Below are 19,670 nucleotides of genomic sequence, written 5' to 3'. Positions count from 1 at the left end.
TATTGCAGAATCGGCAAAGAAGTTTGTCAATCCGGTGCCGTCCGGGTCACCTTCTCGGTGGAGGTGGTCACCTTGACCGATACGACTGGTACGTACGAAGTGATCGTCGTCGGCGGCGGCGCCGCGGGCCTGTCCGCGGCTCTCGTCCTGGGCCGGGCCCGGCGCCGCACGCTGGTGGTCGACGCGGGCGAGCCGCGCAACGCGCCCGCCGCCCATATGCAGGGCTATCTGACCCGGGACGGCATGCCGCCCGCCGAGTTCCTCGCGAAGGGACGGGAGGAGATCGCCCGGTACGGCGTGGAGCTGGTCCGGGACCGGGCGGACGCGGCCGCCCGGAAGGAGGGCGGTTTCGCCGTCGGACTCGCGTCCGGCCGGACCGTGCGGGCCCGGCAGCTGGTCCTCGCGACCGGCCTGAAGGACGAGTTGCCCCCGGTGGAGGGGCTCGCGGAGCGCTTCGGCCGGGATGTGCTGCACTGCCCGTACTGCCATGGCTGGGAGGTCCGCGACCAGGCGTTCGGCGTGCTCGCCACCAGCCCGATGAGCGCGCACCAGGCGCTGATGGTCACCCAGTGGTCCAAGGACGTGACGTTCTTCCTGCACCGGGTCGCCGAGGAGGAGCTGACCGACGACGACCTGCGACGCCTGGCCGCCGCCGGGGTCCGTGTGGTGCCGGGCGAGGTGGCGGGGCTGCGGATCGAGGACGACCGGCTGACCGGGGTTCGGCTGGGGGACGGGAGCGTGCACGAGCGGGAGGCCCTGTTCGTCGCCCCGCGCCCGGTCCCCCGGAACGACCTCCTGGTCCAGCTCGGCGCGGAGCTGAGGGAGACCCCCTTCGGCGCCTACCCGGTGATCGACGAGCGGGGCCTGACGACCGTGCCGGGCCTGTGGGCCGCGGGCAACGCGAGCGGGTTCGCCGAGCAGGTGGTGAACTCGGCGAGCCGTGGCTACCGGGCCGGGGCGGCGATCAACGGCGAGCTGCTCTTCGCGGACCTGGACGCGGCCGGGGTGTAGTCCCGGCACCGCCGTTGCACCATGGCTGCATGCTGCTGACCCGGCTCGCCGACGTGTCCCGGGAGGTCGCGGCCACCTCGGCGCGCTCCCGCAAGATCGCTCTGCTCGCCGAGCTGTTCCGGGAGGCGGACGCGGACGACGTCCCGATCGTCATCCCCTACCTGGCCGGACGGCTCCCGCAGGGCCGGCTCGGCGTCGGCTGGAAGGTGCTGAGCCGCCCGGTCGACCCCGCCGAGGTCCCGGCGCTGACCGTGCGCGAGGTCGACGCGCTGCTGACCGGGCTGGGCAAGGTGTCCGGCCCCGGCTCCCAGGCCGAACGGCTGCGCCTGGTAGGCGAGTTGATGGGCGCGGCCACGGCGGACGAACAGCGGTTCCTGCTCGGGCTGATCACCGGCGAGGTCCGCCAGGGCGCCCTGGACGCGGTGGCCGTCGAGGGCCTGGCGCAGGCGACCGGAGCGCCCCCGGCGGACGTACGGCGGGCGGTGATGCTCGCGGGCTCCCTCCAGACGGTCGCCGAGTCCCTGCTCAGGGACGGCCCGCCGGCGCTGGAGGCGTTCCGGCTGACCGTCGGCCGCCCGGTGCTGCCGATGCTCGCCCACTCCGCGTCCTCCGTCGCCGAGGCGGTCGGCAAGCTGGGCGGCTGCGCGGTGGAGGAGAAGCTGGACGGCATCCGCGTCCAGGCGCACCGGGACGGCGACACCGTCCGCCTCTACACCCGCACGCTCGACGACATCACCGACCGCCTGCCCGAAGTGACTTCGGCAGTACGGGAGTTGGCGGGCGACCGGTTCATCCTGGACGGCGAGGTCATCGCCCTCGACGAGCACGGGCGGCCCCGCTCGTTCCAGGAGACGGCCGGGCGGGTCGGTTCCCGGGTGGACGTGGCGTCGGCCGCCGAGGCGGTCCCGGTCTCCCCGGTGTTCTTCGACGCGCTGTCCGTGGCGGGCCGGGACCTGCTCGACCTGCCGTTCGCCGAACGGCACGCGGAGCTGGCCCGGCTGGTGCCGGAGCCGATGCGGGTGCGGCGGACGGTGGTGGACGGTCCGGGAGACCTTCCGGCGGCCGAGGAGTTCCTGGCCCAAACCCTCCGGCGCGGTCACGAGGGCGTGGTCGTGAAGTCCCTCGACGCCCCCTACAGCGCGGGCCGGCGCGGGGCGTCCTGGCTGAAGGTCAAGCCCGTGCACACCCTCGACCTGGTCGTCCTGGCCGCCGAGTGGGGCCACGGCCGCCGCACCGGCAAGCTCTCCAACCTCCACCTCGGCGCCCGCACCGCCGACGGCGGCTTCGCCATGCTGGGCAAGACCTTCAAGGGCATGACCGACGCGATGCTCGGCTGGCAGACGGAACACCTCCAGCGGCTCGCCGTGCGGGACGACGGCTGGGTGGTGAGCGTACGCCCCGAACTCGTCGTCGAGATCGCCTACGACGGCCTCCAGCGCTCCACCCGCTACCCGGCCGGAGTCACCCTGCGCTTCGCCCGCGTGGTCCGCTACCGCGAGGACAAGCGGCCGGAGGAGGCCGACACGGTGGAGACCCTGCTCGCCGCCCACCCGGAGGTGCACCCGTGACGCAGAAGCGCAGCGCGGGCCTGCTGCTGTTCCGGCACACCGCGGACGGCACCGAAGTGCTGCTCGGCCACATGGGCGGCCCCTACTTCGCGAAGAAGGACGCCGGGGCCTGGACCGTGCCCAAGGGCGAGTACGAGCCCGACGAACCCGCCTGGGACGCGGCCCGCCGTGAGTTCCGGGAGGAGCTGGGGCTGGAGCCGCCCGACGGCGAGGCGATCGCCCTCGGGGAGGTCCGGCAGACCAACGGCAAGATCGTCACCGTATGGGCGATCGAGGCGGACCTCGACCCGGCGACGGTCGAGCCGGGGACGTTCACGATGGAGTGGCCGCCGCGCTCCGGGCGGACGCGGGAGTTCCCGGAGCTGGACCGGGTGGCCTGGTACGGCCTGCCCCGCGCCCGCGAACTGATCGTCCCGGCCCAGGCCACGTTCCTCGACCGCCTGCCGGAACACTCACCCTGAGGGCGTGTCGTTCGGATCGGCCCGAGGCCCCTGCGGGTGCGTTGTGGCTTGTCGCGCAGTTCTCCGCGCCCCTTGAGGTGGGTGCGGTGGACGTGTGAGGTGGGTGCGGTGGACGTGCCTGTCAGGGGCGCGGGGCTGTATCGATGTGCGGCTCCGCCGCGCGGGCGCGATCAGCCCCCACGCGCCCGCAGGGGCCCGCACGCGTTGCGGTGTCCCGTGCGGCGCGGGAAGGTCGAAGCAGGCAGCTCTCCAGGAGGTCGGTCATGCCCATTGCGACGGTGAACCCGGCGGACGGCGAGACGCTCAAGACGTACGAGCCCATGGGCGAGGAGGAACTGGAGCGCCGGCTCCAGCTCGCGGAGGCCACGTTCCGTACGTACCGGCTGAGCAGCTTCACCGACCGCTCACGCCTGCTGCTCCAGGCGGCGAACCTGCTGGAGGAGGACCAGCGGGACATCGCCCGGGTGATGACCACTGAGATGGGCAAGCCGATCAGGCAGGCGCGCGCCGAGGCCGCGAAGTGCGCCAAGGCGATGCGCTGGTACGCCGAGCGCGCGGAGGGCCTGCTCGCGGACGAGCGGCCGGCGGACGCCGACGTCGAGGACTCCGGGGCCACCCGGGCCCTGGTCCGCTACCGCCCGCTGGGCCCGGTGCTCGCCGTGATGCCGTGGAACTTCCCCCTCTGGCAGGTGATCCGGTTCGCCGCGCCCGCGCTGATGGCGGGCAACGTGGGTCTGCTCAAGCACGCCTCCAACGTCCCGCAGACCGCCCTGTACCTGGAGGACCTCTTCCACCGCGCGGGCTTCACCGAGGGCTGCTTCCAGACCCTGCTGATCGGGTCGGGAGCGGTGGACGAGATCCTGCGCGACGAGCGGGTCAAGGCCGCGACCCTGACCGGCAGCGAACCGGCCGGACGGGCCGTCGCCTCCGCCTCCGGCGAGATGGTCAAGAAGACGGTCCTTGAGCTGGGCGGCAGCGACCCGTTCGTCGTCATGCCCTCCGCCGACCTCGACCGGGCGGCACGGGTGGCGGTGACGGCCCGGGTGCAGAACAACGGTCAGTCGTGCATCGCCGCCAAGCGGTTCATCGTCCACTCGGACGTGTACGACGCGTTCGCCGAGCGGTTCACCGAAGGGATGAAGGCACTGAAGGTCGGCGACCCGCTGGAGGAGGACACGGAGGTCGGCCCGTTGGCGAGCGAACAGGGCCGGGCCGACATCGAGGAACTGGTGGCCGACGCCCGCCGCAGCGGCGCCACGGTGCTGTGCGGAGGCGAACGCCCCGACTGGCCCGGCTGGTACTACCCGCCGACCGTCCTGACCGGCATCACCCGCGAGATGCGCATCCACCGCGAGGAGGCGTTCGGCCCGGTCGCGACGCTGTACCGGGCGGCCGACCTGGACGAGGCGGTGCTCATCGCCAACGACTCGCCGTTCGGACTGAGTTCGAACGTATGGACGCAGAACGAGGCCGAGGTGGACCGTTTCGTCCGGGACCTGGAGGCCGGTGGTGTGTTCGTGAACGGGATGACCGCGTCCCATCCGGCGTTCCCGTTCGGCGGGGTGAAGCGGTCCGGGTACGGGCGTGAGCTGTCCGGGCACGGAATCCGCGAGTTCTGCAACATCACCACGGTTTGGCACGGCGCGTGAGTGCTGCGCGGCTACGATCCCGGGTGTGAACCGCGAAGTGACCCTGCCCCTGATCGTCGACGACCGGGGGACCTTGCAGGTGGCTGCCGGCGATGTGAGCAAGCTGCTCCGCACGTTGGGCGGTCGGTGGCTGCACCTTGTCGAGGCGGGGGCGGAGGGACTCGACGAGGACACGGTGGCTGCGCTGACCATCGAGCTGGCCAAGCTGGCCGACCGGATCGATGTCGCGTGCATCGCGCACAGCAGCGGGGGGACTCCGTAGGGGGTCGGTTCGTTGCCGGGTGCGGGTGCGTTGTGGCTGGTCGCGNAGTTCCCCGCGCCCCTGACAGGCACGTCCACCGCACCTACCTAAAGGGGCGCGGGGAACTGCGCCACAAGCCCCCACGCACCCGCAGACCGCGTACTACCGAATGGACATCCCCGACAGCGTCCTGGCGATCACCAGCCGCTGGATCTCACTCGTCCCCTCGAAGATCGTGTAGATCGCCGCATCGCGGTGCATCCGTTCCACCGGGTACTCACGGGTGTACCCGTTCCCCCCGAGGATCTGGATCGCCTGCGCGGTCACCTTCTTCGCCGTCTCACTCGCGAACAGCTTGGACATCGAGCCCTCGGCCGCGGTGAACGGCTTCCCGTTGATCGCCATCCAGGAGGCCCGCCACACGAGCAGCCGCGCCGCGTCGATCTGCGTCCGCATGTCGGCGAGCTGGAACGCGACGCCCTGGTTGTCGATGATCGGCCGCCCGAACTGCTCCCGGGTCTTGGCGTAGTCGAGGGCGACCTCGTAGGCGGCGCGGGCGGTGCCGACCGCCATGGCTCCCACCGCGGGGCGCGACGCCTCGAACGTCGCCATCGCCGCGTTCTTCACGCGCTCGCCGCCCGCCTTCGCCCGCTCCCGGGCCCGCGCGAGGCGCTCGTCCAGTTTCTCCTTGCCGCCCAGCAGGCAGGAGCCGGGGACGCGCACGTTGTCGAGGATGACCTCGGCGGTGTGCGAGGCGCGGATGCCGTGCTTCTTGAACTTCTGGCCCTGGGCGAGGCCGGGCGTGCCCGCCGGGACGATGAAGGAGGCGTGCCCCTTGGAGCCCAGCTCCGCGTCGACGACGGCCACCACGACATGGACGTTGGCGATACCGCCGTTGGTCGCCCAGGTCTTCGTGCCGTTGATCACCCACTCGTCCTTGGCCTCGTCGTACACGGCACGCGTGCGCATGGAGGCGACGTCGGAGCCGGCGTCGGGCTCGGAGGAACAGAACGCGGCGACCTTGACGTCGTTGGCGTCGCCGTACATCTGGGGGATCCAGGTGCCGATCTGTTCCTCGGTTCCGTTGGCGAGGACTCCCACGGCGGCAAGGCCCGTGCCTACGATCGACAGGGCGATGCCCGCGTCGCCCCAGAACAGTTCCTCCATGGCCATCGGGATGCCGAGGCCGGTGGGGTCGAAGTACTGCTGCGCGTAGAAGTCGAGGGAGTAGATGCCGACCTTCGCGGCTTCCTGGATGACCGGCCAGGGAGTCTCCTCACGCTCGTCCCATTCGGCGGCCGCGGGGCGGATGACGTCGGCGGCGAAACCGTGCAGCCAGTCCCGGACCTCCTTCTGTTCGTCGTTGAGCTCCATGGTGAACTCGGCCATGTCCCCTCCAGCGGCGGGCGTGCGTGTTACTAGCGGTAACCCCGAGTCTGTTACTCGCGGGTAGGAAAAGTCAACTCCTGACGACGACCAGGGAGCCCTCAGACCTGTTCGCTGTCAGGCTGCTGTCAGGTGTTAGTTTGCGCAGGCGGTACCGGAACATCACGGGTGGGGAGAGCACATGGACACCACACAGCGGACCGAGCAGCAGCGGTCCGCCGACCGCCGTCGGCGTGAGTTGCTGGAGGCCGCGGACCGGGTGGTGCTCCGGGACGGCCCTCAGGCGTCGATGAACGCGATCGCCGCGGAGGCCGGCATCACGAAGCCGATCCTCTATCGCCACTTCGGCGACAAGGGCGGGCTGTACGCGGCCCTGGCCAAGCGGCACACGGACGCGTTGCTGGATTCCCTGCGGGCGGCGCTGGACGCGCCCGCGGAGCGGCGGGAGCGGGTGGAGGCGACCCTCGACACGTACCTCGCGGCGATCGAGGCGCGGCCTCAGGTGTACCGGTTCCTGATGCACCCTTCCGAGGGCGGACAGGGCGCGGACCAGGGGTTCGACGTGGGCAAGCACAGTGCGCCGCTGCTCCGCAGGATGGGCGAGGAACTGGCTCAGGTGATCGAGGACCGGTTGGATCTCGGGCCCGAGAGTCAGCGGGTGGCCCGTGTGTGGGGGCATGGGATCGTCGGGATGATGCATGCGGCGGGGGACTGGTGGCTCGGGGAGCGGCCTTGTTCTCGGGCGGAGCTGGTGCGGAGTCTTGCGGATCTTTTGTGGGGGCGGCTTGCTGCTGCGGGGGACAAGATCGGGGGTCCTGGGTTCTGAGGGTTGCGGGTCGGGTGCGGGTCCGATGTGGCTTGTCGCGCAGTTCCCCGCGCCCCTGGGGTGAGACACCTCACCCCTGGCTCCAAGAGGCTCGGGACACCTGTCTCATGAGTCTTCTCTTTCGCCAGCCCTCCACCCGGTCCGCGTACATCATCCCCTCCAGGTGGTCGGACTCGTGTTGCAAGCATCTGGCAAAGAATCCCGTGCCGTGGACGGTGACCGGGTCGCCGGTCGCCGTGAAGCCCTCGACGACCGCGTGGTCGTAGCGTTCCGTTCCCGCCTCCAGGCCCGGGAGGGAGAGGCAGCCCTCCGGGCCGCGCAGGACGATTCCGTCGGCCTCCACCAGCCTCGGGTTCACGACATGGCCCAGGTGGCGGACGTCCTCGTCGTCGGGGCAGTCGTAGACGAAGACCCGCAGGGGTTCGCCGACCTGGTTGGCGGCGAGGCCCACGCCCTGGGCGGCGTACATCGTGGCGAACATGTCCTCGACGAGCCGGGCGAGTTCGGGGCCGTAGTCGGTGACCTCCCGGCAGGGCTGTGCCAGGACGGGGTCACCGAGGAGCGTGAGGGGCCGGACGCGTCCGTGCGCGCCCTGGATGGAGCCGTGTCGCATGGCGGCAAGGGTACGGTCCCTTCTGACACGCGCATGTCGTACAGGCGTGAGGTGGTGGCACGATTCGGGGCTGCGAATGGATCTCGATAGGCTGACCACCTACCACGTTGCCGTACGGCAGAGGCGCGGCGCGTACGCAAGGAGGATCGAGAACTGATGGCAGGCAACTCGGACCCGCTCACGCCGCGGGCCAAGATCGCCGTGACCGCGGGCAAGGCGGTCGCTGCGGCATCGCGCGCGGCCGGACGCGGCAGCGGATCGGTGATCGGTGGCCGGGTGGCACTCAAACTCGACCCCGATCTCCTCGCCCGGCTCGCCCAGAACCTGGACGTCATCCTGGTGTCGGCGACCAACGGCAAGACCACGACGACCCGGCTCATCGCCGAGGCCCTGCGGGCCGCGGGACCGGTCGTGTCCAACGCGCTCGGCGCCAACATGCCGGCCGGCATCACCTCGGCGCTCGCGGGCGGCTCGGACGCCAAGTACGGCGTCATCGAGGTCGACGAGAAGTACCTGGCCGGCGTCGCCCGGGACACCGCCCCGAAGTGCATCGCCCTGCTGAACCTCTCCCGCGACCAGCTGGACCGCGCCGCCGAGACCCGGATGCTCGCCGAGAACTGGCGCGAGGGGCTGGCCGGTTCCAAGGCCGTCGTCGTCGCCAACGCCGACGACCCGCTGGTGGTGTGGGCCGCCTCCTCCTCCCCCAACGTGGTGTGGGTCGCCGCCGGGCAGATGTGGAAGGACGACGCCTGGTCGTGCCCGTCCTGCGGCGGTGTCATGCAGCGGCCCGGCGACGACTGGTTCTGCGGCGAGTGCGGGTTCCGCCGGCCGCAGCCGAGCTGGGCGCTCTCCGGGGACCACGTCCTCGACCCGCACGGGTCCGCCTGGCCCATCCATCTGCAGCTGCCCGGGCGGGCCAACAAGGCCAACGCCGCCTCCTCCGCCGCCGTCGCCGCCGTGTTCGGCGTGCCGCCGCAGGTCGCGCTGGAGCGCATGTACCAGGTGCAGGCCGTCGCCGGACGGTACGACGTCGTCCAGTTCCAGGGCCGTGACCTGCGGCTGCTGCTCGCCAAGAACCCGGCGGGCTGGCTCGAGACGTTCAGCCTGATCGATCCTGCACCGGCCCCGGTGATCCTCTCGGTGAACGCGCGCGGCGCCGACGGCACCGACACCTCCTGGCTGTGGGACGTCGACTACACGCGGCTGACCGGCCACCCGATCTTCGTCATCGGTGACCGCAAGCTGGACCTCGCGGTCCGGCTCGAGGTGGCCAACCAGCACTTCCAGGTGTGCGACACCGTCGACCAGGCCGTGCAGCAGTGCCCGCCGGGCCGGATCGAGGTCATCGCGAACTACACCGCGTTCCAGGACCTGCGCCGCCGCGTCGGCAACTGACCACGAAGGACGACCAGTTCATGAGCGACAACCAACTGCGGATCGTCTGGGTCTACCCGGACCTGCTCAGCACCTACGGCGACCAGGGCAACGTCCTGGTCGTGGAGCGCCGGGCCCGCCAGCGCGGTCTCGACGTGGCCCGCCTCGACGTGCGCAGCGACCAGCCGATCCCCACGTCCGGCGACATCTACCTCATCGGCGGCGGCGAGGACCGGCCCCAGCGGCTCGCGGCGGAGCGGCTGCTGCGCGACGGGCACCTGTTCCAGGCGGTGAACAACGGCGCGATCGTGTTCGCGGTCTGCGCCGGCTACCAGATCCTCGGCCACGAGTTCGTCAACGACGTCGGCCAGCGCCAGCCGGGCCTCGGCCTCCTCGACGTCACCACCGTGCGCGGCGAGGGCGAGCGGTGCGTCGGTGACGTCCTCGCCGACATCGACCCCCGGCTCGGGCTGCCGTCCCTGACGGGCTTCGAGAACCACCAGGGCGTCACCCATCTCGGCCCGACCGCCCGCCCGTTCGCCCGCGTCAGCATGGGCCGGGGCAACGGCACGGGCGACGGCACGGAGGGCGCGTACAACGACACCGTGTTCGGTACGTACATGCACGGGCCGGTGCTGGCCAGGAACCCGCTCATCGCGGACCTGCTGCTGAAGCTGGCGCTCGACGTGAACGCGCTCCCGCCGACCGACGACCGCTGGTACGAGGCGCTGCGGGGCGAGCGGATCGCGGCGGCGCAGCAGCCTGCGTGAGCGGACGCGGGGCAGTCCTCGCGATCCATGTGTTCACCCGCTTTTCAGAGCACCGTCAGCGGCCCGTCTGACGGTACGTCCGCACAGGTGAGCAGGCACGTCCAGCAGGCGGACGCATGCTTCGGCCCCGCCCCCTCCTGCCGCTAGGGTGGCGGGGATCGAGCCGGACGACGGGGTCCGGATCCGGCCCTCGTGAAGAAGGTTTTTCGGGCTATGCGCATTGGTGTCCTCACGTCCGGCGGCGACTGCCCCGGCCTGAACGCCGTCATCCGGTCCGTCGTGCACCGTGCCGTCGTCGACCACGGCGACGAGGTCATCGGCTTCCGGGACGGCTGGAAGGGCCTCCTGGAGTGCGACTACCTCAAGCTCGACCTCGACGCGGTGGCCGGAATCCTGGCCCGCGGCGGCACCATCCTCGGCTCCTCCCGGGTCCAGCCCTCGCATCTGCGGGACGGCGTGGAGCGGGCCCGGGGGCATGTGCAGGAGCTCGGGCTCGACGCGATCATCCCCATCGGCGGTGAGGGCACGCTCAAGGCGGCCCGGCTGATGTCGGACGCCGGTCTGCCGGTCGTCGGCGTGCCGAAGACCATCGACAACGACATCGCGGTCACCGACGTCACCTTCGGCTTCGACACGGCCGTCGGCGTCGCGACCGAGGCGCTCGACCGGCTGAAGACCACCGCCGAGTCCCACCAGCGGGTCCTGGTCGTCGAGGTCATGGGGCGGCACACCGGCTGGATAGCGCTTCAGTCCGGCATGGCGGCGGGCGCCCACGCCATCGTCGTACCGGAGCGGCCGTTCGACATCGAGGAGCTGGCCCGGCGGGTCGGTGAGCGGTTCGAGGCGGGGAAGCGGTTCGCGATCGTCGTCGCGGCGGAGGGCGCGAAGCCTCTCGCCGGCACGATGGACTTCGACGAGGGCGCCAAGGACATCTACGGGCACGAGCGGTTCGCCGGGATCGCCCGGCAGCTGTCCATCGAGCTGGAGGACCGGCTGGGCAAGGAGGCCCGTCCGGTCATCCTCGGGCATGTGCAGCGCGGCGGTACGCCCACCGCCTACGACCGGGTGCTGGCCACTCGGTTCGGGTGGCATGCGGTGGAGGCCGCGCACCGCGGGGAGTTCGGGAAGATGACCGCGCTGCGGGGCACCGACATCGTGATGGTGCCGTTGGCCGACGCCGTCGAGACCCTGAAGACCGTTCCCGCGGAACGGTACGCGGAAGCGGAGTGCGTGCTCTAGCGCTCCGCTGGCTGTGTCGATATGCGGCTCCGCGCCCCCCTCGGGGCGCTGCCGAACCGCAGCGGACATCACCCGACCGGCCGAGCGGGCGTCTTCTCCGTGGCGGCCCGTGCCCCTGGGCGTGGGCCGCCACAGGCGTCCCCGCCTGACTTCTGTTCGGATTGACACCCGGTTCCGGGGGCCGCGTACTGAACGCGAGGAACTCTTGGTCAAGAGGTTCCTGTGGTGCGCTCGCGACGCGCTCCACCACCCCCCATCTCTTCCCTTTCAGGGAGCCCCCATGACCCAGCAGGTCACCATCCCCACGGTTCTCGTGTACGAGGACGACCCCGGATTCCCTCCGCAGGTCAACATGCCCGTACCGCATCCCGTGCCGCAGCTCGACACCCAGCCCTTCCCGACGGCCATCGCGGAGACCGCGCCGCAGCCGGACGGTGCCGGTCCCGGCACCGAGGCGTTCCGCTACTGGGTGACGGCCGACGCGCTCAGCAGGGCCAGCCGGACCTGGGGTCCCATGGTTCCGACCGGGACGCAGTGGCATCCGCGGGTCGGACGCGCCCTCACCGCGCACCTCAACGCGGGAGACGGCCTCAACGCCTTCTACGACCGCAGGGGACTGTGGTTCTTCCGCGCCACGGTCGCGGGCGTCACCGTCGCCTCGTGCGAGAGCAACGAGATCGTCGAGCACGAGGAGGGGCACGCCGTCCTGGACGCGCTGCGCCCCCAGCTGTTCAACGCGGCGAGCGCGGAGACGGCCGCCCTGCACGAGGCGTTCGGTGACATCAGCGCCCTGCTGAGCTCGCTCCAGCTGGAGTCGCTGCGGATCGCCGTACTGGCCGAGACGCAGGGCGACCTCGAACTGTCCTCCCGGGTGTCGAGGATGGCCGAGCAGCTGGGCTGGGCGATCCGCCAGCGCCGCCCGAGCAAGGTCGACCCGGACTGTCTGCGCAACATGGCGAACAGTTTCTTCTACCAGGACCCGGTGCTGCTGTCGCCGGAGGGGCCGGCGAGCATGCTGACCAGCGAGCCGCACTCGTTCTCTCGGGTGTTCAGCGGCGCGTTCCTGAAGATCGTCGCCGGGATCTTCCGGCAGCAGGACCTCCAGGACCAGGCCGGTCTGGCCCTGTCCGCCGAGATCGCGGGACAGCTCCTGGTGGACGCCGTCGTGGCCGCGCCCGTGGTGTCCGCCTACTACGCGCAGGTCGCCGGTCACATGATCGCGGCGGACCAGCGCCGCCACGGCGGCAAGTACGGCCAGGCCCTGCGCACGGCGTTCATCCGGCACGGCATCCTCTCCCTGGAGGCCGCCGCGTCCGTCACCGAGCCGGAGGTGTCACGCCGGGCCGCCGGGATCGCCGAGGCCATGCCGGGCGGTGCGGACGATCAGGGTCTGACGGCCATCAGCGTCCAGGGGACGGTGTACGGCCTCACCCAGCCGCTCAGCCTCGCCGCCCCGGCGCAGGAGAGGCGCTTCGGCATCGCCGGCTCCGACCCCGCCGGCGGCTCGGTGCGGCCCGCCGACCCCGAGCGGGTCGCCACGTCGTTCCTCGAGGACCTGTTGCGCCGCGGCCGGGTCGACATCCCCGAGGAACACCGCTCGGCCACGGCGTTCGTCGACGACAACCCGTCCCGGCTCAAGACCCACGAGATCGCGCGGAGCACGGACGGCGAGGGGCTCGCCCTGGTCCGGCGGTGCTTCGACTGAGAGGTCGGTGGATGAAGGCCCGACCGAGAGGTCAGTGGTAGAAGCGCAGACGGCGGACGGTCAGCCGTCCGTCGTCCGCGCGCTCGATCACATGGGTCGTCCGGGGGGTCGGCTCCTCGCCCTCGAAGACCGCCTCGCCGCGCGCCAGCAGATCACTGACGAACTTCTCGGTCGCCGGGTCCGGGGAAGCCACCAGGCCCTCCACCGGCCCCCGGACGTCCACCGTGAAACCGGCGCCCTCCAGCGCTTCGACGCCCCGCGCGGTCACCATGGCGAGCACGAGCCGCTCCGAGACGACCTCGGCGGGCACGGCCTCGGTCCCGTCCATGGCCGCCGTCAACGAGCTAAGGTCCTGAGCGTCCCGCAACTCGACCCGCGCCCGGAGTACGGGACGGTTCTCCGTCGCCGCGAGGGCGAACACCGGGTGGGCCGCGGTACGCATCCCCGCCTCCCGGGCGAAGCCACGCTCCGCGGCGTTCTCGCCCACGAAGACACAGTCGTCGGCCACTGCCCCGGTACCGGCCACCGCCCGGTCGAAGATCTGCCGGCTGTCCTTCACCCCCCAGTGCACGAGGGCCGGGTCCGTGAAGCGGCCCGGGAACGCGTCCGCCAGTGCCCGTGCCACGGCGGCCTGCTGCGACCCGGGGTTGGAGATGATGCCCTTGCGCGTCCCGCCCAGGGCGTCGAGGACGGCGAGGACACGCGGCAGGGGCAGCAGCGTCAGCGAGCCCTCGGGTTCCTGCCGGGGAGTCGCGAGGGTGTCCCCGATGTCGAAGAAGATGACAGACATGGCACATGCCTCCCCCCGGTGAACGCATCCGAGTCGGGACCGCCCGGGTGACGGCCCCGGTGCCGGAGGGCCGCGGGGGCGGTTCTACTCTGGTGGGCGGCAGGAAACGCACAACCCCCCACGAATCAGGAGCCGCCCACCATGGAACACAGCGGGCACGGCACGCACATGGATCTGTTGCCGTTCACGCTGGGGCGGGGGCTTCAGTGGTCGGCCGACCCGTTCTTCCTGGTCGCCTGTCTGGCCGGGCTGGGGTTGTACGGGTGGGGTGTGGTGCGACTGCGGCGGCGCGGGGACGCCTGGTCGGCCTGGCGGACCGTGTCGTTCGCCATCGGGGTGCTGACGATCATGCTGGTGATGTGCACCGGGCTGAACGACTACGGGATGGTCATGTTCAGCGTGCACATGGTGCAGCACATGGTCATCAGCATGCTGTCGCCGATCCTGATCCTGCTGGGCGCGCCCATGACGCTGGCGCTGCGGGCGCTGCCGACGGCCGGCGGGGGGCGCAAGGGGCCGCGTGAGCTGCTGCTGATGCTGCTGCACAGCCGGTACATGCGGATCATCACGCATCCGGCGTTCACCATCCCGATGTTCATCGCCTCGCTGTACGCGCTGTACTTCACCCCCCTCTTCGACTTCCTGATGGGCTCGAAGGTCGGGCACATCGCGATGATGGTGCACTTCCTCGCGGTGGGCGTGACGTTCTTCTGGCCGATCATCGGCGTGGACCCGGGACCGCACCGGCCCGGGCATCTGATGCGGATGCTGGAGCTGTTCGCCGGGATGCCGTTCCACGCGTTCTTCGGCATCGCGTTGATGATGGCGTCCGAGCCGATGGTCGACACGTTCCTGAACCCGCCCGCCTCGCTCGGCATCGACGCGCTGTCCGACCAGAGCGCGGCGGGGGGTATCGCGTGGGCGTTCAGTGAGATCCCGTCCGTGCTGGTGCTGATCGCGCTGCTGTTCCAGTGGTACGGCTCCGAGCAGCGACAGGCCAAGCGCAAGGACCGGGCCGCCGACCGGGACGGCGACAAGGAGCTGGAGGCGTACAACGCCTACCTCGCGGCGCTCAACGCCCGGGGGCGCTGAGCGCCGCGGGCACCGGGGGCGACGAATCCGGCGCGCCCGCGCGCGAGCCGGGGCACCATGGAGGTGGACACGCCCGGCGGAGGGCGGCCCTAGGAGAGGGTGTCGCGATGGCAGGTTCCACGGACAGTTCCACGAAGACCATGGGGGTGCTCACCGTCGGCGCGCTGGTCGCGGTGACCGCCTACACGGTGGCGCTCGGCAGCAACGGCTGGCTGTGGTTCGGCTGGGTCGTGCTCGGGCTGATCACGCTGGCGATGATCGTGCTGAAGACCGGCTGATCACCCGGGGGTGAGGCGGGCGGCCGAGTGGACGCCCGGCTGGTACTTCGGGAGCCGGGCGGTGATCTTCATGCCCGCTCCTACGGCCGTCTCGATGACGAGGCCGTAGTCGTCGCCGTACACCTGGCGGAGCCGGTCGTCGACGTTGGACAGGCCGATGCCGCCCGAGGGGCTGACCTCGCCTGCCAGGATGCGGCGCAGCAGGACCGGGTCCATGCCGGCGCCGTCGTCCTCGATGACGACGAGGGCCTCGGCGCCGGCGTCCTGGGCCGTTATCTGTATATGGCATTTGTCGGACTTACCCTCCAGGCCGTGCTTGACGGCGTTCTCGACCAGGGGCTGGAGGCAGAGGAAGGGCAGGGCGACCGGGAGGACCTCGGGGGCTATCTGGAGGGTGACGGCGAGGCGGTCGCCGAAGCGGGCGCGGACCAGGGCCAGGTAGTGGTCGATGGCATGGAGTTCGTCGGCGAGGGTGGTGAAGTCGCCGTGCCGGCGGAACGAGTAGCGGGTGAAGTCGGCGAACTCCAGGAGCAGCTCACGGGCGCGTTCGGGGTCGGTGCGGACGAAGGACGCGATCACGGCGAGCGAGTTGAAGACGAAGTGCGGGGAGATCTGGGCGCGCAGGGCCTTGATCTCCGCCTCGATCAGTCTCGTGCGGGACTGGTCGAGATCGGCGAGCTCCAGCTGGACGCTGACCCAGCGGGCCACCTCCCCCGCCGCCCGAACCAGGACGGCCGACTCGCGGGGCGCGCAGGCGACGAGGGCGCCGTGCACGCGGTCGTCGACGGTGAGCGGGGCGACCACGGCCCAGCGGAGCGGGCAGTCGGCGTGGTCGCAGGTGAGGCGGAAGGCCTCGCCCCGGCCGCTGTCGAGGGGGGCGGCGAGGCGTTCCATGATCTCGGTGCGGTGGTGTGCGCCCACGCCGTCCCAGGCCAGGACCCGCTCGCCGTCGGCGAGGCAGAGCGCGTCCGTGCCGAGGAGGGTGCGCAGTCTGCGGGCGGACTTGCGGGCCGTCTCCTCGGTGAGGCCGGCCCGCAGCGCGGGTGCGGCGAGCGAGGCGGTGTGCAGGGTCTGGAAGGTGGCGTGCTCGACGGGGGTGCCGAGGCCGCCCTGGCTGTCGGGGCGGGCGGTGCGGCGGCCCAGCCAGAAGCCGAGGGTGAGGAAGGGGAGGATGGCGATGCAGACGCCCGCCAGGAAATCGCTCATGGCCTGGCCTCCGTCGTCCTGAGTTCGTCCGTCGTCCTGAGTTCCTCCGTGCGCAGTTCCTCCGTGCGCAGTTCCTCCGGCAGGTGGAAGCGGGCCAGGATCGCCGCCGTGCCGGCCGGGACGCGGCCCGGCGTGGCCAGGGAGACCAGGATCATGGTGAGGAAGCCCAGCGGGACCGACCACAGCGCCGGCCAGGCGAGGAGGGCGTGCGGACCGCCCGTGACCGGCAGGCCCGCCATGATCGCGGCGACCGCCAGGAACGCCGACCCGCCGCCCACCACCATCCCGGCGACGGCCCCCGGCGGGGTCAGCCGGCGCCACCAGATGCCGAGGACGAGCAGCGGGCAGAAGGAGGACGCCGACACCGCGAAGGCGAGGCCCACCGCGTCGGCCACCGGCAGTCCGCCCACCAGCAGGCCGGCGGCGAGCGGTACGGCCACGGCGAGCGCGGTACCCAGCCGGAAGTGCCGTACGCCCCGGGTCGGCAGCACGTCCTGGGTGAGGACGCCCGCGACGGCCATGGTCAGCCCGGACGCCGTGGACAGGAACGCGGCGAAGGCGCCCCCGGCGACCAGGGCGCCGAGCAGGTCGCCGCCGACGCCGCCGATCATCCGGTCCGGCAGCAGCAGGACCGCCGCGTCGGCGTCGCCGGTGAGGGCGAGTTCGGGGGCGTACAGGCGGCCGAGGGCGCCGTAGAGGGGCGGGAGCAGGTAGAAGACGCCGATCAGGGCGAGGACGGCGACCGTGGTGCGGCGGGCGGCGACTCCGTGCGGGCTGGTGTAGAAGCGGACGACGACGTGCGGCAGGCCCATCGTGCCGAGGAAGGTGGCGAGGATCAGGCCGTACGTGGCGTACAGCGGGCGTTCCTCGCGGCCCGCGGCGAGCGAGGTGGACATGCCGCCGTCGCCGCCGCGCTCGGCGGTGGGGACGGGGGTGCCCGCGGCGAAGGTGAGGCGGGTGCCGCGCTCGATGCGGTGGGTACCGGCCGGGAGACGCAGGAGGGTGTCCTGCTGCGGGCGGCCGTCGACCCTGCCGTCGACCGTCACGGTCAGCGGGCTGTCGAGCCGCAGGTCGAGGGTGTCGTCGACGCGGATTGTGCGCTGTTCGCGGAAGGCGGCCGGTTCCGCGAAGGCGTGCCGGGGGGCTCCGTCGCCCTGCCAGGCGAGGACCAGGAAGAGGGCGGGGACGAGGAGGGCGGTGAGCTTGAGCCAGTACTGGAAGGCCTGGACGAAGGTGATGCTGCGCATGCCTCCCGCGGCGACGGTCGCGGCGACGACGACGGCGACGATCAGCCCGCCGAGGTAGTCCGGCGCACCGGTGAGGACGGTCAACGTCAGCCCGGCTCCCTGGAGTTGGGGCAGGAGGTAGAGCCAGCCGACGCCGACCACGAGGGTGCCCGCGAGCCTGCGGACGGTGTGGGAGGCGAGGCGGGCCTCGGCGAAGTCGGGGAGGGTGTAGGCGCCGGAGCGGCGCAGCGGGGCGGCGACGAAGAGGAGCAGGACGAGGTATCCGGCGGTGTAGCCGACGGGGTACCAGAGCATGTCGGGGCCCTGGACCAGGACCAGGCCGGCTATGCCGAGGAAGGAGGCGGCGGAGAGGTACTCGCCGCTGATGGCGGCCGCGTTGAGGCGGGGGCCGACGGTGCGCGAGGCGACGTAGAAGTCGGACGTGGTGCGGGAGATCCTGAGGCCGAAGGCACCCACGAGGACGGTCGCGACCACCACCAGGGCGACAGCGGGCACGGCGTACGCCGAGTTCATCTGTCCGGCCCCTATCGGTCTTCGACCAGCCGCACGAAGTCGCGTTCGTTGCGTTCGGCGCGGCGCACGTACCAGCGGGCCAGCAGGACGAGCGGGAGGTAGAGGCAGAAGCCGAGGACCGCCCACTGCAGGCGGTGGGCGTCCGGCATCGCCGCGAAGAGCAGCGGCAGCGGGCCGACGAGGAGGGCGAGGACGGCGAACACCGCGAGGGCGGCGCGCAGTTGGGTGCGCATGAGGGAGCGGACGTAGGTGTGGCCGAGGGTGGTCTGCTCGTCGATCTCGGTGCGCGGGCGGTAGTAGCCGGAGGCGCGGCCGGTGCGGCGGGGCGGGCCGGTGACGACGACGCGTCGTTCAACGGGGTCCTGCGGCATGGTCACGGCCTCCTCATCAGCAGGTCCCGCAGTTCGCGGGCGTGGCGGCGGCTGACCTGGAGTTCCTCGCCGCCGACGAGGACGCTGACCGTGCCGGCGTCGAGGCGGAGTTCGCCTATGTGGCGCAGGGCGACGAGATGGCGGCGGTGGATGCGGACGAAGCCGCGGCCACGCCAGCGGTCCTCCAGGGTGGACAGGGGGATGCGGACGAGGTGGTGGCCGCGGTCGGTGTGCAGCCGGGCGTAGTCGCCGTGGGCCTCGACATGGGTGATGTCGTCGACGGCGACGAACCGGGTCACGCCGCCGAGCTCGACGGGTATGTGGTCGGGGTCCGGCTCGTGGACGGGGATGCGGGGCGCGGTGCCGCGCAGTTCGGCGGCCCGGCGGACGGCCTCGGCGAGGCGTTCCTTGCGGACCGGCTTGAGGACGTAGTCGACGGCCTTGAGGTCGAAGGCCTGGACGGCGAAGTCCTCGTGGGCGGTGACGAACACGACCACCGGCGGCCGGGCGAACCCGGTGAGGAGACGGGCCAGGTCCAGGCCGTCGAGGCCGGGCATCTGGATGTCGAGGAAGACGACGTCGATGGCCTCCGGGCCGTGCGGACCGGACTCCAGGGCCCGGTTGATCCGGCGCAGCGCCTCGGTCGCGTCGCCGGCGCCCTCCACGCTGCCGATGCGGGGATCGGCGTTCAGCAGGTACAGCAGTTCCTCGAGCGAGGGGCGTTCGTCGTCGACGGCGAGGGCGCGCAGCATGAACGTGGAGTGTAGGGGCGATCGGCGCGGCTGGACATGTGCCGGGGTGTGGACGTATTCGCTGGATACAGTGCCCGCATGAACAGCGGCACTGCCTCTTTCGACGAGCTCGACCGGAAGATCGTCACCGCTCTGATGGCGAACGCCAGGACCAGTTTCGCGGAGATCGGGTCGGCGGTCGGCCTGTCGGCGACGGCGGTCAAGCGCCGGGTGGACCGGTTGCGGGACACCGGGGTGATCACGGGGTTCACGGCCACGGTGAAGCCGGCGGCGCTGGGCTGGCGCACGGAGGCGTACGTGGAGGTGTACTGCGAGGGCGCGGCCCCGCCGCGTCGGCTCGCGGAGGTGGTGCGCAACCATCCGGAGATCACCGCGGCGATGACGGTGACGGGCGGGGCGGACGCGCTGCTGCATGTGCGGGCGCGGGACGTGGAGCACTTCGAGGAGGTGCTGGAGCGGATCCGGGTGGAGCCGTTCATCCGCAAGACGATCAGTGTGATGGTGCTGTCGCATCTGCTTCCGGAGAGCCCGGAGGCGGGAGCCACACACGCGGCCCCGGAATGACGCAGGGAACGTGC

20 protein-coding genes are annotated in these 19,670 nt (G+C 71.6%); 13 read left to right on the top strand and 7 right to left on the bottom strand.

All coding sequences use genetic code 11. The annotated features are described in order from the left end of the window. Window positions 1-63: 63 nt before the first annotated feature. The 5 genes from ACLZN2_RS23280 (at window position 64) to ACLZN2_RS23260 (ending at window position 4,951) form a co-directional block, all read left to right on the top strand. Window positions 64-1,011 (top strand): NAD(P)/FAD-dependent oxidoreductase, encoded by a 948-nt coding sequence (locus ACLZN2_RS23280; RefSeq protein WP_416980929.1) that lies wholly within the window; start codon window positions 64-66, stop codon window positions 1,009-1,011. Window positions 1,012-1,040: 29 nt separating this feature from the next. Beyond that, window positions 1,041-2,579, top strand: coding sequence for an ATP-dependent DNA ligase (locus tag ACLZN2_RS23275; protein WP_416980928.1), 1,539 nt, complete (start codon window positions 1,041-1,043; stop codon window positions 2,577-2,579). Next, on the top strand, window positions 2,576-3,040 hold the full coding sequence (locus ACLZN2_RS23270; protein WP_416980927.1) for an NUDIX domain-containing protein: 465 nt from the start codon (window positions 2,576-2,578) through the stop codon (window positions 3,038-3,040). Before ACLZN2_RS23275 ends, ACLZN2_RS23270 begins: the two co-directional genes overlap by 4 nt. 263 nt (window positions 3,041-3,303) lie before the next feature. Then, window positions 3,304-4,689 carry an NADP-dependent succinic semialdehyde dehydrogenase gene (locus ACLZN2_RS23265; protein ID WP_416980926.1) on the top strand — a complete coding sequence of 462 codons (1,386 nt, stop codon included), beginning with the start codon at window positions 3,304-3,306 and terminating at the stop codon, window positions 4,687-4,689. Window positions 4,690-4,714: 25 nt separating this feature from the next. Next, window positions 4,715-4,951 (top strand): DUF6213 family protein, encoded by a 237-nt coding sequence (locus ACLZN2_RS23260; protein ID WP_416980925.1) that lies wholly within the window; start codon window positions 4,715-4,717, stop codon window positions 4,949-4,951. 141 nt (window positions 4,952-5,092) lie between these two features. Here the strand turns inward: ACLZN2_RS23260 and ACLZN2_RS23255 are convergent, their stop codons facing one another. Beyond that, window positions 5,093-6,319, bottom strand: a complete 1,227-nt coding sequence (locus ACLZN2_RS23255) for an acyl-CoA dehydrogenase family protein (RefSeq protein WP_416980924.1) — start codon at window positions 6,317-6,319, stop codon at window positions 5,093-5,095. Window positions 6,320-6,497: 178 nt separating this feature from the next. On the opposite strand from ACLZN2_RS23255, the gene ACLZN2_RS23250 reads away from it, so the two are divergent. After that, complete coding sequence (locus tag ACLZN2_RS23250) at window positions 6,498-7,142, top strand: TetR family transcriptional regulator (RefSeq protein ID WP_416980923.1); 645 nt, start codon at window positions 6,498-6,500, stop codon at window positions 7,140-7,142. A gap of 70 nt (window positions 7,143-7,212) precedes the next feature. On the opposite strand, the gene def is transcribed toward ACLZN2_RS23250, so the two are convergent. Next, on the bottom strand, window positions 7,213-7,755 hold the full coding sequence (def, locus tag ACLZN2_RS23245) for a peptide deformylase (protein WP_416980922.1): 543 nt from the start codon (window positions 7,753-7,755) through the stop codon (window positions 7,213-7,215). A 156-nt stretch (window positions 7,756-7,911) separates the two neighbouring features. Here def and ACLZN2_RS23240 point away from each other — a divergent pair, with 156 nt between their 5' ends. From ACLZN2_RS23240 to ACLZN2_RS23225, 4 genes are all read left to right on the top strand, one after another. After that, window positions 7,912-9,150 (top strand): MurT ligase domain-containing protein, encoded by a 1,239-nt coding sequence (locus ACLZN2_RS23240; protein WP_416980921.1) that lies wholly within the window; start codon window positions 7,912-7,914, stop codon window positions 9,148-9,150. A 20-nt stretch (window positions 9,151-9,170) separates the two neighbouring features. Further along, window positions 9,171-9,899: a type 1 glutamine amidotransferase gene (locus tag ACLZN2_RS23235; RefSeq protein WP_416980920.1), complete on the top strand. Its 729-nt coding sequence runs from the start codon at window positions 9,171-9,173 to the stop codon at window positions 9,897-9,899. Between the two features lie 213 nt (window positions 9,900-10,112). Beyond that, the gene (locus ACLZN2_RS23230; protein ID WP_416980919.1) at window positions 10,113-11,138 is read left to right on the top strand and encodes a 6-phosphofructokinase; all 1,026 of its coding nucleotides are present in this window, start codon (window positions 10,113-10,115) and stop codon (window positions 11,136-11,138) included. A gap of 280 nt (window positions 11,139-11,418) precedes the next feature. Continuing rightward, window positions 11,419-12,843, top strand: coding sequence for a hypothetical protein (locus ACLZN2_RS23225; RefSeq protein ID WP_416980918.1), 1,425 nt, complete (start codon window positions 11,419-11,421; stop codon window positions 12,841-12,843). A gap of 31 nt (window positions 12,844-12,874) precedes the next feature. Here the strand turns inward: ACLZN2_RS23225 and ACLZN2_RS23220 are convergent, their stop codons facing one another. Next, window positions 12,875-13,633: an HAD family hydrolase gene (locus tag ACLZN2_RS23220; RefSeq protein WP_416980917.1), complete on the bottom strand. Its 759-nt coding sequence runs from the start codon at window positions 13,631-13,633 to the stop codon at window positions 12,875-12,877. 141 nt (window positions 13,634-13,774) lie between these two features. Between ACLZN2_RS23220 and ACLZN2_RS23215 the strand changes: the two genes are divergently transcribed. Further along, window positions 13,775-14,725, top strand: coding sequence for a cytochrome c oxidase assembly protein (locus ACLZN2_RS23215; protein ID WP_416980916.1), 951 nt, complete (start codon window positions 13,775-13,777; stop codon window positions 14,723-14,725). 107 nt (window positions 14,726-14,832) lie between these two features. Then, complete coding sequence (locus ACLZN2_RS23210) at window positions 14,833-15,003, top strand: hypothetical protein (protein WP_107103440.1); 171 nt, start codon at window positions 14,833-14,835, stop codon at window positions 15,001-15,003. On the opposite strand, the gene ACLZN2_RS23205 is transcribed toward ACLZN2_RS23210, so the two are convergent. From ACLZN2_RS23205 to ACLZN2_RS23190, 4 genes are read right to left on the bottom strand one after another with little or no spacing between them, the layout of a single operon-like run. Then, the gene (locus ACLZN2_RS23205; protein WP_416980915.1) at window positions 15,004-16,209 is read right to left on the bottom strand and encodes a sensor histidine kinase; all 1,206 of its coding nucleotides are present in this window, start codon (window positions 16,207-16,209) and stop codon (window positions 15,004-15,006) included. Further along, window positions 16,206-17,969, bottom strand: coding sequence for a cation acetate symporter (locus tag ACLZN2_RS23200; RefSeq protein ID WP_416980914.1), 1,764 nt, complete (start codon window positions 17,967-17,969; stop codon window positions 16,206-16,208). Before ACLZN2_RS23200 ends, ACLZN2_RS23205 begins: the two co-directional genes overlap by 4 nt. 11 nt (window positions 17,970-17,980) lie before the next feature. Then, on the bottom strand, window positions 17,981-18,340 hold the full coding sequence (locus tag ACLZN2_RS23195) for a hypothetical protein (protein WP_416980913.1): 360 nt from the start codon (window positions 18,338-18,340) through the stop codon (window positions 17,981-17,983). A gap of 2 nt (window positions 18,341-18,342) precedes the next feature. Then, complete coding sequence (locus ACLZN2_RS23190) at window positions 18,343-19,092, bottom strand: LytR/AlgR family response regulator transcription factor (protein ID WP_416980912.1); 750 nt, start codon at window positions 19,090-19,092, stop codon at window positions 18,343-18,345. Between the two features lie 78 nt (window positions 19,093-19,170). Here ACLZN2_RS23190 and ACLZN2_RS23185 point away from each other — a divergent pair, with 78 nt between their 5' ends. Then, window positions 19,171-19,656, top strand: coding sequence for an Lrp/AsnC family transcriptional regulator (locus tag ACLZN2_RS23185; protein ID WP_416980911.1), 486 nt, complete (start codon window positions 19,171-19,173; stop codon window positions 19,654-19,656). Window positions 19,657-19,670 lie beyond the last annotated feature (14 nt).

Origin of the sequence: Streptomyces sp. T028 (assembly GCF_048159505.1) — a bacterium.
Lineage (GTDB): Bacteria > Actinomycetota > Actinomycetes > Streptomycetales > Streptomycetaceae > Streptomyces.
This window is presented reverse-complemented; position numbering and strand designations above follow the sequence as displayed.

Coding starts and splice junctions, on each gene's coding strand:
- ACLZN2_RS23215 (WP_416980916.1), top strand. CDS start 13,775: ATGGAACACAGCGGGCACGGCACGCACATGGATCTGTTGCCGTTCACG.
- ACLZN2_RS23265 (WP_416980926.1), top strand. CDS start 3,304: ATGCCCATTGCGACGGTGAACCCGGCGGACGGCGAGACGCTCAAGACG.
- ACLZN2_RS23250 (WP_416980923.1), top strand. CDS start 6,498: ATGGACACCACACAGCGGACCGAGCAGCAGCGGTCCGCCGACCGCCGT.
- ACLZN2_RS23225 (WP_416980918.1), top strand. CDS start 11,419: ATGACCCAGCAGGTCACCATCCCCACGGTTCTCGTGTACGAGGACGAC.
- ACLZN2_RS23205 (WP_416980915.1), bottom strand. CDS start 16,209: ATGAGCGATTTCCTGGCGGGCGTCTGCATCGCCATCCTCCCCTTCCTC.
- ACLZN2_RS23235 (WP_416980920.1), top strand. CDS start 9,171: ATGAGCGACAACCAACTGCGGATCGTCTGGGTCTACCCGGACCTGCTC.
- ACLZN2_RS23230 (WP_416980919.1), top strand. CDS start 10,113: ATGCGCATTGGTGTCCTCACGTCCGGCGGCGACTGCCCCGGCCTGAAC.
- ACLZN2_RS23195 (WP_416980913.1), bottom strand. CDS start 18,340: ATGCCGCAGGACCCCGTTGAACGACGCGTCGTCGTCACCGGCCCGCCC.
- ACLZN2_RS23220 (WP_416980917.1), bottom strand. CDS start 13,633: ATGTCTGTCATCTTCTTCGACATCGGGGACACCCTCGCGACTCCCCGG.
- ACLZN2_RS23185 (WP_416980911.1), top strand. CDS start 19,171: ATGAACAGCGGCACTGCCTCTTTCGACGAGCTCGACCGGAAGATCGTC.
- ACLZN2_RS23200 (WP_416980914.1), bottom strand. CDS start 17,969: ATGAACTCGGCGTACGCCGTGCCCGCTGTCGCCCTGGTGGTGGTCGCG.
- ACLZN2_RS23255 (WP_416980924.1), bottom strand. CDS start 6,319: ATGGCCGAGTTCACCATGGAGCTCAACGACGAACAGAAGGAGGTCCGG.
- def (WP_416980922.1), bottom strand. CDS start 7,755: ATGCGACACGGCTCCATCCAGGGCGCGCACGGACGCGTCCGGCCCCTC.
- ACLZN2_RS23190 (WP_416980912.1), bottom strand. CDS start 19,092: ATGCTGCGCGCCCTCGCCGTCGACGACGAACGCCCCTCGCTCGAGGAA.
- ACLZN2_RS23210 (WP_107103440.1), top strand. CDS start 14,833: ATGGCAGGTTCCACGGACAGTTCCACGAAGACCATGGGGGTGCTCACC.
- ACLZN2_RS23275 (WP_416980928.1), top strand. CDS start 1,041: ATGCTGCTGACCCGGCTCGCCGACGTGTCCCGGGAGGTCGCGGCCACC.
- ACLZN2_RS23240 (WP_416980921.1), top strand. CDS start 7,912: ATGGCAGGCAACTCGGACCCGCTCACGCCGCGGGCCAAGATCGCCGTG.